The sequence below is a fragment of the Bradyrhizobium sp. LB8.2 genome, from assembly GCF_040548035.1.
GTDB lineage: Bacteria > Pseudomonadota > Alphaproteobacteria > Rhizobiales > Xanthobacteraceae > Bradyrhizobium.
On record NZ_JBEPQV010000034.1, the window covers coordinates 58,248 to 72,976 of the forward strand.

The following is a 14,729-nucleotide window of genomic DNA, read 5'->3' on the forward strand; positions in this document are numbered from 1 at the left end:
GATGGTGCGACAGGATAGCAGATCGCGGCCTGTTGGCCGATCGTCTCTATCTGTCCGTCCCTCGCGGGGCAATCGACCGTACGAATGATCCAGGCCGAAGTCAGGCTCGCTTGCCCCGCCGGACACCGCGCCGCCGGTCCTTGGCCACCGGCTTTGGCGCCAATTCGGGCATCTCGGTCTGGACCTCGCGGTAGCATGTTAACATCCGTTCAAAACTGGCATTGAGCGTCTCGGCGATGTCGGGGCGCTTCTCCAGACCGGAGAAGATCGTCGCGGCGGCCTCGATGGTCGACAGTCCGTCCTTCCGCGGCTCCTTGCGCAGGCGCCCGTAGCGCGAGGGGGCGGCGGGATTAAGGATGACACGCTGGCATTTCAGCATCCAGGGGTTGCGCCACCACAGTGCCTTGGCTTGGCTCCAGGTGCCGTCCAGCAGCACCACGCCTTCGAGCTTGCCGAGGAGCGCTCGCTGGTTGTCCGCGACCTCGCCCTTGCGGTTGAGCGCCAGGATTTCGCCCTCGGCCCCGAGATCGGCGGCGTGCGCCGAGCCGAGATAGAGCACGGCCCAGTGCGAGGCGTTCTCGATCGGTTGCCCCAGCGCCTTGGACAGGCTCGGCCAGGACAGGCCGACGCGCAAGGTGGCATCGGCGAAATGCTTCGCAAGCAGCCGGGCGGTTCCGAGTGCCCTGTCCTGCTCCTGCGGATGCTGCAGGATCAGGAGCCCAAGGCGGTTCTTAAGCGGCGTGACGCTGTCGCAGATGCACAGCGGCATCGGCTTCTGGCAGTGCGGGCATTCAGGGATCGGATCGGCCGGCGTGGCGGCGGTGAGGTTCGACATGGCCGCCGCTATACGCTTTGCACGGCGGTTCAACAACCTGCCTATTCAGCCGGCGCGGCCAGCGGGCGCGGCTCGGAGCGCCGGCGCAGGCGGTCGATCAGCAGGTAGATCACGGGCGTGGTGTAGAGTGTCAGGATCTGGGAGACGAACAGCCCGCCGATGATGGTGATGCCGAGCGGACGGCGCAGCTCCGTGCCGGGGCCGGTCGCGACCACCAGCGGAATGCCGGCGAACAATGCCGCCATGGTCGTCATCAGGATCGGGCGGAAGCGCGCCTGGCAGGCCTCGAAGATCGCCTCCGCCGAGGACAGGCCGCGCTGGCGCTCGGCGTCGAGCGCGAAATCCACCATCATGATGCCGTTCTTCTTGACGATGCCGATCAACAGGATGATGCCGACGAAGGCGATCACCGTGAGCGGCGTATTCGTGATCTGAAGTGCAAGAAGAGCGCCGAGGCCCGCCGAGGGCAGCGTCGAGATGATTGTGAGCGGATGGGCGAGGCTCTCGTAGAGCACGCCGAGCACGATATACATCGCCACCAGCGCGCCGAGGATCAGGAGCGGCTGGCGGCCGCTGGTCTTGGCGAAATCGCCGGCATTGCCGTCAAAACTGCCGCGGATGCCCTCCGGCATGTGCAATTCCTCGACCGCGCGCTGGATGTTTTGCGTTGCGGCCTGGATCTGCACGTCCGGCAGCAGGTTGAACGACACCGTGGTCGATGGGAACGACTGCGAATGATAGACCGCGAGCGCGGCGAGCCCGCGCGTCGCGTGCACCACGGCCGACAGCGGCACCTGCGCATCGCCCGCGCCGGCGACATAGATGCGTTCGAGGTTGGACGGGTCGACCTGGAATTTCGGATCGATCTCCAGCACGGTCATGTACTGGTTGCGCTGGGTGTAGATGATCCCGATCTGCCGCTGCGAGAACGCGTTGTTGAGCGCGTTGTCGATGTCCTGGACGCGGACGCCGAGCGCAGAAGCCTTCTGGCGGTCGATGGACAAGGTCAGTTGAAGTCCGCCGGGATCGCGGTCGCTGGAGATATCGGTGATGCCCTCCACGCTCTCCATGCGCTTGGCCACAATGGGAGCCCACTTCTGCAACAGGCCGAGATCGGTGCTGGTCAGCGTGTACTGATAGTCGGAATCGCTCTGTCGGCCGCCGGCGCGCACGTCCTGGGCGGCGAACATGAAGAGGCGGATGCCGGGCACCGGGTACAGGGCGCGTCTGAGACGGTCGATCACCACCTGGGTCGAGACGTGGTCGCGCTCCTCCGGCGGCTTCAGGCTGATGTACATGATGCCGCGATTGGACGTCGCGCCGCCCGGCCCGCCGCCGCTGCCGACGGTCGAGCCGATGCCGGCCACGGCCGGGTCCTGCATCACGATGTCGGCGAGCCGCTGCTGCAGGCTCAGCATCGACTGAAAGGAGATGTCGGCCGAGGCGCGCGTCGCGCCGATGACGAAGCCGGAATCGTCGGTCGGGAAATAGCCCTTGGGGATCTTGATGTAGAGCGTGATTGTGAGGCCGATGGTGGCGAAGAACACCAGCAGCGTCAGCAGCGGATATTCGAGAACAGTGCGCAGGGTGCGGGTATAGAACGCGACGATGCGCGACAGCGAGCCTTCGATGATGCGGTCGAACAGGGTCGCCGTCCCGGACGTGGCCTCCCGAATGTAATGCGCGCAGATCATCGGCGTCACCGTGAGCGACACCAGGGTCGAGACCAGGATCGCGAAGGTCAGCGTCAGCGAGAACTCGCGCAGCAGCCGGCCGACGATGCCGTCCATGAAAATCAGCGGCGTGAAGGCTGCGATCAGCGACAGGCTGATCGACACAACGGTGAAGCCGATCTGCCGGGCCCCGTCCAATGCCGCCTGGAGCGGCCGCATGCCGTGCTCGAGATTGCGGTACATGTTCTCGATCATGACGATGGCGTCATCGACCACGAAGCCGACGGAGATCGCCAGCGCCATCAGCGACAGATTGTCGATCGAGAAGCCCGCGACCCACATGCCGGCGCAGGTCCCGGCCAGCGCCAGCGGCACGGAGATTCCAGCCGCGATCGTCGGCGTCAGCCGCCGCAGGAACACGAACACGACGACCATCACCAGGATGGCGGTCGCGAGCAAGGTCCACTGCATGTCGAGCACGCTGGCGCGGATCGTGCTGGTGCGATCGACCAAAGTGGAAATATCGACGCCGGCCGGGATCCATTGCTTCAACTCGGGGATCAGCGCCTTCACCCGGTCGACGGTGTCGATAACGTTGGCATCGCCCTGCTTGGTGATCTGGATCAGCACCGCCGGCTGCTTGTTGAACCAGGCGATCGAGCGGGCGTTGCGGACGCCGTCCTCGATGTCGGCGACGTCGGCCAGCCGGACGAAATTGCCGTTCGAGCTCTTGATGACGATGTCGCGGAACTCTTTCGCCGTTCGCATCTGCTTGTTGAGCGACAGCGTCTCGCTCTGGCGCTCGCCGTTGAAGATGCCGACGGGACCGAGCGGGTTGGCATTGATGATCGCGGTCCGCACGTCGTCGGTGGCGATGCCGGCGTTGGACAGCGCGACGGGGTTGAGCTGCACCCGCACTGCCGGCTGATCGGCGCCGGAAACCGTGACGTCGCCGACGCCCGGCACCTGCGAGATGCGCTGCGCCAAAACCGTATCGGCGACGTCGTAGATCGCGCTCGCCGACAACGTCTTCGAGGTCAGCGCCAGCACGAACACGGGGGCGCCGGCGGTGTTGGCCTTGCGGAAGCGTGGCAACGTCGGCAAATCGCTCGGCAGGTCGACCAGCGATGCGTTGATCGCCGCCTGCACGTCGCGCGCGGCCTTGTCGATGTTGCGGCCGATATCGAACTGGAGCTGGATGTTGGTGGTGCCGAGCGACGACGTCGAAGTGATCTGGTTGATGCCCGCGATCTCGCCAAGCCGGCGCTCCAGCGGCGACGCAACAGTCGCGGCCATCACGGAGGGGTCGGCGCCCGGACGGCTGGCCGAGACGAAGACGGCGGGGAAATCGACGTTCGGGACCGAGGCGACGGGAAGGAACTCGTAGGCGACCCCACCCAGCAGGAACAACCCGATCGACAGCAGCGTGGTCGCGACCGGGCGGCGGATGAAGGGCTCCGAGATCGATGCCATCACTGCATCCCCTCGGTCGCGCCCGCGACGGGCGGGCCGCCGGATTCCGCCGGCGGCAGCGTCTGCTCGAGGCGGCGGTTGATGCGGTCGAGCGCGAGGTAGATCACCGGCGTGGTGTAGAGCGTCAGCAACTGGCTCAGCAGCAAACCGCCGATGATGGAGATGCCGAGCGGAAAGCGCAGCTCGGCGCCGGTGCCGCTCTCGATCGCCAGCGGCAGCGCGCCGAACAGCGCGGCCAGCGTCGTCATCATGATCGGGCGGAAGCGCAGCAAGCAAGCCTGCACGATCGCCTCATGCGGCGGCATGCCTTGGTTGCGCTCCGCTTCCAGAGCGAAGTCGATCATCATGATCGCGTTCTTCTTGACGATGCCCATCAACAGGATGATGCCGATCAGGCCTATCACCGAGAGGTCCTGCCCGCACAGCATCAGCGCCAGGATCGCGCCGACGCCGGCTGACGGCAGCGTGGACAGGATCGTGATCGGGTGGATATAGCTCTCATAGAGCACGCCGAGCACGATGTAGATCGTGATCACCGCGGCGAGCAGCAGCCAGGGCTGACCGGCAAGCGCCTTGGAGAATTCCGCGGCGTCGCCGGCATAGACGCCGACGATGCTGTTGGGCATCTCGATCCGGGTCTCGATGGTCTTCACGGCCTCGACGGCATCGCCGAGCGCCGCGCCCGGCGCGAGGTTGAAGCTGAGCGAGATCGACGGGAATTGCGCCTGGTGCGAGATCGCCAGCGGTGCGGTGGTCCGGGTCAGCGTCGCGACGGCGGACAGCGGCACCTGCGCGTTGGGCGCGCCGGCGGTCGCGCTCGCCCCGCCCGGCAGATAAAGCTTCGACAGGACCGAGGGATCGCGCTGGTACATCGGCAGCGCTTCCAGCACCACGCGGTACTGGTTGGCCTGGCCGTAGATGGTCGAGATCTGGCGCTGCGCGAAGGCGTCGTTGAGCGTGTCGGTGATGCCCTGCAGGCTGACGCCAAGCTGGCCGGCCCGCGTGCGGTCGACAGTGAGCTGCGCCCGCAATCCGCCTTCCTGCGCCTCCGAGGAGACGTCGCGGAACAGCGGATCGCGCCGCATCTCGGCGACCAGCTTGCGCGCCCATTCCGACACCAGCGCCGCGTCGGTGCCGGTCAGCGTGTACTGGTATTGCGAGCGGCTCGACTGGGTCGAGATCTGCACGTCCTGCACCGGCTGGAAATAAACGGTCATGCCGGGGATGCCTGATACCGTCTCCTTCAGCCGGGCGATAACCGCGCTGACATCGTCGCGCCGCTCGCCACGAGGTTTCAGCGTCATGACAAGTCGCCCGACATTGGTGGTCGGGTTGACCGAGCCGGCGCCAATGACCGAGACCACGCCGGTCACATCAGGGTCGGCCTTGATGGCGTCGGCGGCCTCGCCCTGCCGCTTCTGCATCTCCGCGAACGACACGTCGGCACCGGCTTCCGTCACCGCCGTGATCGAGGCGGTGTCCTGCAGCGGCAAAAAGCCCTTCGGCGCGACGACGTAGAGAACCAGGGTTGCCACCAGCGTAGCAAAAGTCACGACCAGCGTAGCGCGCTGACGTTCCAGCACCCACAGAAGCGTCCGGTGATAACCCTCGACGGTCCGGTCGATGAAGCGGCTGATCGCAGCCAGTCCCGGTACCGCCAGTTCCTCATGAGCGTGCTTGAGCAGCCGCGAGCACATCATCGGCGTCAGCGTCAGCGAGACCACGGCCGAGGTCACGACCGCGATCGTCAGCGTCAGCGCGAATTCGCGGAACATGCGACCCACAAGGCCCGACATGAACAACAGCGGGATGAACACCGCGATCAACGACACCGTCAGCGAGATCACCGTGAAGCCGATTTCGCTGGCGCCCTTGAGCGAAGCCTCCATCGCGCCGTCGCCGTTCTCCATGTGACGGACGATGTTCTCGATCATCACGATGGCATCGTCGACGACGAAGCCGGTGCCGATCGTGAGCGCCATCAGCGACAGATTGTCGAGGCTGAAGCCGGCGAAATACATGATGCCGAAGCTGGTGATCAGCGACAGCGGCAGCGCTACGCCGGCGATCAGCGTGGCGCGTAGCGAGCGCAGGAACAGCAGCACCACCAGCGTCACCAGCACGACGCTCAGGATCAACGTGAACTGCACGTCGCGGACCGAGGCACGGATGGTGACGGTGCGGTCGGAGACGATGGTGAGGTTCACCCCGGCCGGAATAGCGCGCTGGACCTTTGGGATTTCCGCGCGGATCTGGCTGACGACGTCGATCACATTGGCGCCGGGCTGACGCTGGATATCGATGATGACGGCAGGCGAACCCTGGTACCAGCCGCCGGTGCGGTCGTTTTCCAGCCCGTCGACGATCTGCGCGACGTCGGCGATGGTAACAGGCGAGCCGTTGCGGTACGCGATGATCACAGGCTTGTAGGCGTCGGCGGCGGCGATCTGGTCGTTGGCGGCGATGATGTAGGATTGCTGTGCGCCGTCGAGCGAGCCTTTCGGCCCCGAGACGTTGGCATTGGCGATCGCGGTGCGCAGATCCTCCATGGCGATGCCATAGGCAGCCAACCGCGCGAGATCCGCCTGGATGCGGACCGCCGGCTTCAGCCCGCCGAGCACCGAGACCCGTCCGACGCCGGAGATCTGGCTCAAACGTTGCGCCAAAAGCGTGTCCGCGATGTCGCTCATCGCCCGCATCGAGATCGTGTCGGAGCGAAGCGCCAAAGTCATCACCGGCGCATCGGCCGGATTCACCTTGGCGTAGGTCGGCGGATAAGGCAGCGTTTTTGGCAAGACGCCGGCCGCGGCATTGATCGCGGCCTGAACATCCTGGGTCGCGCCGTCGATGTCGCGGTTGAGATCGAACTGGAGCGATATCTGGCTGACGCCGAACGAACTCGTCGAGTTCATCGCCGACAGCGACGGGATCTGGCCGAGCTGCCGCTCCAGCGGCGCGGTGATCAGCGAGGCGATCACGTCGGGGCTCGCGCCCGGCAATTGCGTCGTCACCTGCACGGTCGGGAAATCGACCTGCGGCAGCGCAGAGACCGGCAGCGCGAAATAGCCCAGCAGCCCGCCGATCAGAAGCGCGATGCCGAGCAGCGAGGTCGCGATCGGCCGTCGGATGAAGGGTTCGGAGACGCCCATGGGATACGCCTGCCGCTCAGGCGGCTGTTGTCGGGATCATGGCTGCTTGGCTCCACTTCCCGATGCTCCCGGCCCTGGTGCCGGTCCGGTCTGGCCCTTCTGGTCGCCTTCGCTGCTCTTCCGCTTGGCGCGAAACTCGCCGTCCTTGCCTTGTCCATCCTTCTGGCCGTCTTTTGCACCATCCTTCTTCTGACCATCCGGCCCGCGCGAGCGCTTGCGCGGTGCGAGATCGGCCGACGGGGTCTGGTCGTCGCGGCCGATGACCACCTTGGAGCCGTCGGACAGATTGGCAAAGCCTGTGGTGACGACCTTGTCGGTCGCCGACAGGCCACTCGCAATGACGGCGTCATGCTCGTTCTGCTGTGTCACCGTCACGGGCTTGGCCGAGACGACATTGTCCTCGCTGATCACATAGCTGAAGGTGCCGATCGGTCCGCGCTGCACGGCCGAGGTCGGCACCACCAGTGCCTGCATCAAGGTCTCGACCTTGAGGCGGACATTGACGAACTGGCCCGGCCAGACCTGGTAATTGGCGTTGGGGAATTCGGCCTTGAGCTTGAGCGTGCCGGTGGTCTGATCGACCTGGTTGTCGATGCCTGTGAGCTTGCCGGTGTCGATTACGGTGATGCCGTCATTGCCGAATACGTCGACCGCAAGCGTGCCCTTCGACGCAGCCGCGTTGACCCGCATGATCTGCTGTTGCGGCAGGCTGAACCACACCGCGATCGGCTGCAATTGCGTGATGACGACGAGGCCCGTGGTGTCGGAGGCGTGGATGATGTTGCCCTGGTCGACCTGGCGCAGGCCGGCGCGACCCGAGAGCGGCGCCACGATCTTGGTGTAGCTCAGCGTCGCCGCTGCATTGTCGATCGCGGCCTGGTCGGCCTTCACCAGCGCCTCGGTCTGTGCGACCAGTGCGCGCTGGGTGTCGGCTTGCTGCTTGGAGCCGGCGTTGGACGCAGCCAACTGCTCGTAGCGTGTGAGGTCGATACGCTGGTTGGCGAGTTGGGCCTGGTCCTGCGCCTTCTTGGCAACGACCTGGTCATACGTCGCCTGATAGAGCGCCGGGTCGATCTCGCCAAGCACGTCGCCCTTCTTGACCTCCTGGCCTTCCGTGAAGTTGACCGCGATCAGCTTGCCGTCGACCTGCGAGCGCACTGTCACGGTGTTGAGTGCGCGGATCGCGCCGACGCCGTCGAGATAGACAGGAACGTCCTGGACCCGCGGGCTCGCCGCCAGCACCGGCACCGGCAGATCGGGCCGCTGGTTGCGGTTGTTCGCCTGCGGCTGCTGATGCGTAGCGGTCCAGCCGAGATAGCCAAGCCCGCCGAGGATCGCGAGCGTGATCAGGGTCATGACGAAGCCGCGGCCGCGCGACCTTTTCGCCGTCCCTTCTTTCGCGCCTTGCTTCGTGTCCGGCTTAAAGAGCATTGACCGGTTTCTCCATCCTCGGCTCCCAGCCGCCGCCGAGCGCCTGATACAGGCTGACGATAGCAAGAAGCCGGGCAAGTTGCGCCTGCGACAGCGCGTCTTCCGCCTGAAACAGGGTCAGTTGGGTATTGAGCACGGTCACGATGTCGGCAGTGCCGGCGCGCAATTGCTGCTCGGAGAGATCGAACGCGCGGCGCGAGGCGGTCAGGACATCACGCTGCAATTGCAGCTTGATCGTAGTCTGCTTGATCGAGAACAGCGCATTGTCGACATCGGCAAACGACTGGATGATGGTCTTGCGGTAGGTCTGGAGCAATTCGTCCTGCCGCGCCTTGGCAAATTCGAAATTGCCGAGGATCTTGCCGCCGTCGAAGATCGGCTGCGCCGCGCTGCCGACGAGCTGGAAGAACGCCGCATGCGGCTGGAACAGCGACACCAGCGCTGAACTCTGATAGCCGCCATTGCCGGTGAGCTGGATGGTCGGAAAGAACTGCGCACGGGCATTGCCGATGTTCGCGGTGGCCGAGGCAAGCTGCGCCTCCTGACGTCGAATATCCGGCCGCTGCGTCAGAAGCTCCGACGGCAGGCCGGGCGTGACGCGCGGGATCGCGATGTTGTTCAGGGAGCCGCCGAGCACACGCACGCTCTCCGGCGGCCGCGACACCAGCACCGCGAGCGCGTTGACGTTCTGGTCCAGCGTCTGCCGCAGCGGCGGCACCAGCGCCTTCTGGTTGGCGAGCACGCTCTCCTGCTGTGCGACGTCGAGATCGGTGCCGGTGCCGGCCTTGCGGCGCTCACGGATGGCATCGAGGATGCGCTGGGCGCTCGCAATGTTGCGCTGGGCGGTGCGAAGGCGGTCCTGCGAGGCCAGCACCTGGAAATAGGCATTGGCGACACCTGCCAGCGTCGTCAGCGCGACGACTTCGCGGTCGAAGCGGTTGGCGTTGGCGGTCTCTTCGGCCGTTTGCAGCGCATCGCGGTTCTGGCCCCAGAAGTCGAGCTGGTAGCTCGCGCTGAGCGAGGCCGAGTAGTTGACGACCTCGCGGCCGCCATTGGTGAGACCGGAGGACGACGAGCCCGAGGTGCGCGAATAGGTCTCCGACCCGCCCCCTGACAGGCTCGGCAGCAGTGCAGCGCCCGCCTGCCGCGCCTGGGCGTCGGCCTGGACGATGCGCGCGACGGCGGCGGCGATGTCGAGGTTGACGGTGTGCGCCTCCTCCATCAGTTGCGTCAGCTCCGCCGAGCGGAAGCCGCGCCACCAATCCAGCGTGGGCGGCGCATCGGCCTTGCCGGCGTATTTGTACTGCGTGGGAACGTCGAGCGCCGGATCCGGTAGATCCTGCGTCAGCACGCAAGCGCCCGAACCGGCGGCGAGGCAAAGCACTGCAAGCCAGCGCGTCGCGCGCCGCGTCCGGGACGCGGAACCTGGAGACCGCCACACGGCGATCGCAGGAACATCCTGTGTCACATCCACCCCCCGCCGGGCAGATCGAGCCGCCGCCGCGACGGATTAGCCGATTCGCGGCGGGACAGTCGGGGGTCTCTGGATAACTCGTTCACAGCGGTGATGCTTTCTGCGGAACCGGACACCCATCCTAGCCGGGCGCGGAACAGCGGGACAGTCCCGCAGTTGCGAGATGGCCGCCAAAATGCGACGATTCCAAAACTATGAAAATATAAAAGCCCCTGTCCTGCAGGTGTTTCTTGAATTCCAAAGCCATTCCGGAGCGCGTTCAAGCTTACCAAGATTTCATGTGATATTGCCGCCACACCGATGCCAATCCCCTCAATCCGCCCGCACCGCTCGCGATGCGGCTTCAACGCAGTCCAGAAGCCAGGCCGGACCAGTCGCACGAAGTCGATTGTCGAAAACGAATAGGCATACGTCGCGCAGATATGTCTGCCGCCTTCCGCACGTTATCCACGCTCGCAGACATCGGCGCGTCCCGGCCAAAGGCGAGGATGGGTCGTGAGAGTGCTGACGACGACCGTTATTTTCCATGTCCAGGCAGAGACCGGCCATATCCTCCTACCGAAGCCCGCCACGTAGCCCAGCATTCATCCTCGGCGATCGCTGCACGGAAAAATGTCACTGCTTCGGCGGGCACTTCCGCTTGTTTCGCCGCAGCGCAAAAGCCTTCCCCTTTTGCCTCCCAAGCACTAGGTTCTGGTCAACCTGATCAACCCCTTTGCCAGTGATTTCCCCTGACATGACCATCAAAAACGACGTTGTCGAAGCCATCGGCAACACCCCGCTGATCAAGCTCAAGCGTGCTTCCGAACTGACCGGATGCACCATCCTGGGCAAGGCCGAGTTCATGAATCCCGGCCAGTCGGTCAAGGACCGCGCCGGCAAATGGATGATCCTGGAGGCGGAGAAACGCGGCGAGCTCAAGCCGGGCGGTCTCGTGGTGGAAGCGACGGCCGGCAACACGGGCATCGGGCTCGCGGTCGTCGCGAGCGCCCGCGGCTACCGTACGCTGATCGTGATCCCGGAAACGCAGAGCCAGGAGAAGAAGGACTTTTTGAAGCTGTGCGGCGCCGAGCTCCTGGAATCGCCGGCCCTGCCCTATTCCAATCCGAACAACTACCAGCACGTCGGCCGCCGTCTCGCCGACGAACTGCGCAAGACCGAGCCTAACGGCGTGCTGTTCGCCGACCAATGGAACAACCTCGACAATGCGAAGGCGCATTTCGAGTCCACCGGCCCCGAGATCTGGGACCAGACCGGCGGCAAGGTCGACGGTTTCGTCTGCTCAGTCGGTAGCGGCGGCACGCTGGCCGGCATCAGCCGCTATCTGAAAGAGAAGAGCAAGGACGTCAGGATCGCCTGCGCTGATCCGCATGGCGCCGGCATGTATGAATATTTCAGAACGGGCGATGCCAAGGCGATGCCGGGCGGCTCGATCACCGAAGGCATCGGCCTCAACCGGGCGACCGCAATCGTCGAAAGCGCGAAGGTCGATGACGCCTATCTCATTCCCGATGCCGAAGCGGTGACGGTGATCTACGAACTACTCCAGCACGAAGGCCTGTGTCTCGGCGGCTCCACCGGCATCAATATTGCCGGCGCGATGCGTCTTGCAAAGCAGCTCGGACCGGGCAAAACGATCGTCACCGTGCTCTGCGATTCCGGCAGCCGTTACCAGTCGAAGCTGTTCAACGCGGACTTCATGCGCGCCAAGAACCTTCCGGTGCCGGAATGGCTGGAGAAGCGCAGCAACATCAAGCTGCCGTTCGTCTAGCCCCAGGTCGACCGCGACGATCCCTGCGACACCCGCGCGAGACGCTCGTTCGATAGCGAGGGCCTGACCTCGCGCGTGCGCGGCGGGAGGGGAGCGCCGTAGGAGCCTTCGCTGTCGCCGGTCGGCCAGAACATGAGCGCGAGCATCAGCACGAGATTGACGAGCGCGCCGACCGCCGTTGCCTGGTGCTCCCGCCCGATCGCCCAGGCCGGAAACCGGCCCGCGACGACATGATCGACGATCATGAGCGCGAACCAGGCCGGGACCACGCAGACCGGATCCCAGCCGATGTCGCGGATGCGCATCGATTGCAGCGTGAAGGTCGCCACTCCGAAGAAGACGATCGCAGCGATGATCGCCCAGCTCCTGGTGAGGTCTTCCGGCCGGATCGCACTGGGCGAGGTGCTGCGCAGCACGGCCATTGCGATCGCAAAGCAGATCGCCGTCATCACGATCGCAAGCGCGACCGAGGCGAGGAAGAAATGCAGCCGCCCGAGCCGGGCGTTCAAGCCGAAGACGAAACCGAGCATTGGCGCACCCTTTTGGCGCCATAGGCACAGAAACAGCTTTCCGAGCCGTGAACCGGCGCGCCCGTACGCCAGCTCATGGTTTCCGGACGACTAAGCTGGCCTGCGCGATTTGATGCTTCGCCGCGGACGGCAGGGTCAGGCGCCCTCGCCAACCTTCGAAGCCGAGGCACAATAGTCGTGCCAGAACTTGCGATAACCCGCCTCGACCCTTTGCGTGTAGATTTCGACATTGCCGGCGGGCGAACTCGCGATCCGAGCCGGCAACTCCGCGCGCAACTTCGCCAGATGCGCCGGCTGTGTCGCATATCGGCAGGCGATTGCGGCATAGCCGTCGTCGTCCTCTGCGACCCAGTCGTCGAGACCGACGGCAGCCACGATCGAGCCGCCGGCGCGCGACGAGGCGCCGTTGCCGAGCTTGGCCACGACCGGCACGCCCGCGTAGAGCGACTCCCAGGTGCTGACGCCACCGTTTTGCGGGAACGTGTCGAGCGATATGTCGACATTCGCAAACGCCAGCAGATGCTCATGACGCGGGGTCGAGCCCAGGCAGATGACATTTTCTTCGGCAATGCCCCGTGCCACGAACCGCGCGACCAGGCTGTCGCGCAGCAAGGGATCGTCGAGCAGAGTATGCTTGACGATGATCCTCGATCCGGTCACCGCTCGCATCACTTTCGACCACACGCGGATGGCCTCGTCCGAGATCTTGTAGATGCGGTTGAACACGCCGAAAGTCACATAGCCGTTGCGGAGCATGGGAAGCTCCGAAGGCGGCACGTCCAGGATCGGATCGGTCGTGATCAGACACGGCAGATCATGAACCTTTTCGGACAGCAGATGGCGCGCCGACGGCGGAATGAAAATCGGATCCGCAAGCAAATAGTCCATGGTCTGAAGCCCGGTCCCGGTCGCATGTCCGAAACCGGTGACCTGGACGGGAGCCGGCTTCCGCGCGAAAACAGGGAGCCTGTTCCCGGTCGAATGCCCCGAGACATCGATCAGGATATCGACCTTGTCGGCTTGAATGCGATCGGCCAGCTCGTCGTCCGAAAGCTGCCAGGCGTCGACCCAGACGTCCGCCGTCGACTTGAATTGGGCGGTCATCTCGTCTCGTAACGGCGAGCACGAGTAGCAGACGATCTCGAACCTGGCGTGATCATGATGGCGCAGCACCGGCAGCAGGCCGAACGCCGCCGAGTGGTACCAGAACTCGGCAGCGACATATCCGATTACGATCCTTCTGTCCGGATCGAGGTGCCGGGGTGAGAGCTTCCTTTGCGGCAATCTGGCGCCGATCGCGTCCCACCAATGTTTTCGCGCGGCCTGCTGGACCGCGAAATCGGCATCAGAGAGAAAGTCCAGAAAGTAGATCTTCCGCGCGATCAGGTCCGCATGATCAGGCGCCATTGCCAGCGCGGCGTCGAGATGTTCGATCGCGGATGCGATCTCACCCTGTTGTGCAAAACAGGCGCTCAGCAGCGTCATTGCGATCGCGGAGCGCGGATTTTCCTCGAGCAAGGTCGTGCAGGCCAGGATCGCCTGCGCCGTATTCCCTGCGTTGAGCGAGACTTTCGCCTTCCCTTCCAAGGCCACCTCGAGCTTGGGCGAAAGCGCAAGTGCTGCATCAAAATCCGCGGCCGCCCGTTCCGACCGCGACAGCTCGAGATTGAGCCGTCCGCGGTGTGCCAGGGCCTTGGCCGAATGGGGCCTGATCGTGAGCGCCGCTGCGAGCGCGGCTTCCGCCTCATCGTAGTGCTTGAGGTCAATGCTGACCGTGCCTTTGCCGACGAGCGCTTCCGCGTGACGGGGCTGAAACAACAAGGCGCGATCGAAACTTTGCTTGGCGCGGTCGAACCGGTGCAGCGCCAGCTCGGCAATGCCACGGTTGCAAAGCGCGTCGGCATAGTCCGGCTTCAGCGCAATGGCGCGATCGTACAGTTCGATGGCCTGTTCGGGCAGGCTCATGTGGAGCAAGGTATTGCCAAGGCTGGTGAGGGCCAGCACGAAATTTGGCTTCAGCGCGATCGCCTTCTCCTGACATGCGCGGGCTGCATCAAATTGCCTGAGGTCCAGGTGCACGGTCGCGAGATTGTTATAGGCCTCGTGCGAGCGCGGATCGATCGCGATCGCACGCTCGAGCAGCTGTCGCGCCTCCTCGATGCGCCCGCCATGACGCACGCACAGGCCGAGCAGGTGAGTGGCGTCGAAATGATCGGGCACAGCTTGCAGGATCTGGCGGCAGAGAGCATCCGTCTCCGCATATCGGCCCTGGCCATAGGCGCTCGCCGCAGCGGCGATGATGGTGTCCGCCTGCTTCTTCAATTTCTTCTGCAATCGCGCGTTCTGGAATGCGCGCGCGCCGGCGCCGCTGCTCTGCAAGGTATCTCTCCGGA

The 14,729-nt window shown here is 64.8% G+C and carries 8 protein-coding genes; 1 reads left to right on the forward strand and 7 read right to left on the reverse strand.

Annotation, left to right across the window (positions count from 1 at the left end; all coding sequences use genetic code 11):
- Positions 1-100: 100 nt before the first annotated feature.
- The 5 genes from ABIB06_RS31675 to ABIB06_RS31695 are packed head-to-tail and all read right to left on the reverse strand — an operon-like array spanning position 101 to position 10,035.
- Positions 101-835: a tRNA-uridine aminocarboxypropyltransferase gene (locus ABIB06_RS31675; protein ID WP_354050606.1), complete on the reverse strand. Its 735-nt coding sequence runs from the start codon at positions 833-835 to the stop codon at positions 101-103.
- A 41-nt stretch (positions 836-876) separates the two neighbouring features.
- Positions 877-3,981 (reverse strand): efflux RND transporter permease subunit, encoded by a 3,105-nt coding sequence (locus ABIB06_RS31680; RefSeq protein WP_354050608.1) that lies wholly within the window; start codon positions 3,979-3,981, stop codon positions 877-879.
- Positions 3,981-7,130, reverse strand: a complete 3,150-nt coding sequence (locus tag ABIB06_RS31685; RefSeq protein ID WP_354050610.1) for an efflux RND transporter permease subunit — start codon at positions 7,128-7,130, stop codon at positions 3,981-3,983. The genes ABIB06_RS31680 and ABIB06_RS31685 overlap by 1 nt, the downstream gene beginning before the upstream one ends.
- A gap of 36 nt (positions 7,131-7,166) precedes the next feature.
- A complete protein-coding gene (locus tag ABIB06_RS31690; RefSeq protein ID WP_354050611.1) occupies positions 7,167-8,561 on the reverse strand; it encodes an efflux RND transporter periplasmic adaptor subunit in 1,395 nt (464 codons plus the stop codon).
- The gene (locus tag ABIB06_RS31695; protein ID WP_354050612.1) at positions 8,551-10,035 is read right to left on the reverse strand and encodes an efflux transporter outer membrane subunit; all 1,485 of its coding nucleotides are present in this window, start codon (positions 10,033-10,035) and stop codon (positions 8,551-8,553) included. The genes ABIB06_RS31690 and ABIB06_RS31695 overlap by 11 nt, the downstream gene beginning before the upstream one ends.
- 736 nt (positions 10,036-10,771) lie before the next feature.
- Here ABIB06_RS31695 and ABIB06_RS31700 point away from each other — a divergent pair.
- Positions 10,772-11,806, forward strand: coding sequence for a cysteine synthase A (locus ABIB06_RS31700; RefSeq protein WP_354069813.1), 1,035 nt, complete (start codon positions 10,772-10,774; stop codon positions 11,804-11,806).
- Here ABIB06_RS31700 and ABIB06_RS31705 read toward each other — a convergent pair.
- Together ABIB06_RS31705 and ABIB06_RS31710 are read right to left on the reverse strand one after the other, a co-directional pair.
- Positions 11,803-12,336 carry a DUF805 domain-containing protein gene (locus ABIB06_RS31705; protein WP_247445674.1) on the reverse strand — a complete coding sequence of 178 codons (534 nt, stop codon included), beginning with the start codon at positions 12,334-12,336 and terminating at the stop codon, positions 11,803-11,805. The two genes, ABIB06_RS31700 and ABIB06_RS31705, sit on opposite strands and share 4 nt — an antisense overlap.
- Positions 12,337-12,471: 135 nt before the next feature.
- The gene (locus ABIB06_RS31710) at positions 12,472-14,715 is read right to left on the reverse strand and encodes an O-linked N-acetylglucosamine transferase family protein (RefSeq protein WP_354050615.1); all 2,244 of its coding nucleotides are present in this window, start codon (positions 14,713-14,715) and stop codon (positions 12,472-12,474) included.
- Positions 14,716-14,729 lie beyond the last annotated feature (14 nt).

What these genes read in the sequence shown, in the direction of transcription:
- ABIB06_RS31705 (WP_247445674.1), bottom strand. Translation starts at nt 12,336, where the DNA reads ATGCTCGGTTTCGTCTTCGGCTTGAACGCCCGGCTCGGGCGGCTGCAT.
- ABIB06_RS31675 (WP_354050606.1), bottom strand. Translation starts at nt 835, where the DNA reads ATGTCGAACCTCACCGCCGCCACGCCGGCCGATCCGATCCCTGAATGC.
- ABIB06_RS31680 (WP_354050608.1), bottom strand. Translation starts at nt 3,981, where the DNA reads ATGGCATCGATCTCGGAGCCCTTCATCCGCCGCCCGGTCGCGACCACG.
- ABIB06_RS31690 (WP_354050611.1), bottom strand. Translation starts at nt 8,561, where the DNA reads ATGCTCTTTAAGCCGGACACGAAGCAAGGCGCGAAAGAAGGGACGGCG.
- ABIB06_RS31700 (WP_354069813.1), top strand. Translation starts at nt 10,772, where the DNA reads ATGACCATCAAAAACGACGTTGTCGAAGCCATCGGCAACACCCCGCTG.
- ABIB06_RS31685 (WP_354050610.1), bottom strand. Translation starts at nt 7,130, where the DNA reads ATGGGCGTCTCCGAACCCTTCATCCGACGGCCGATCGCGACCTCGCTG.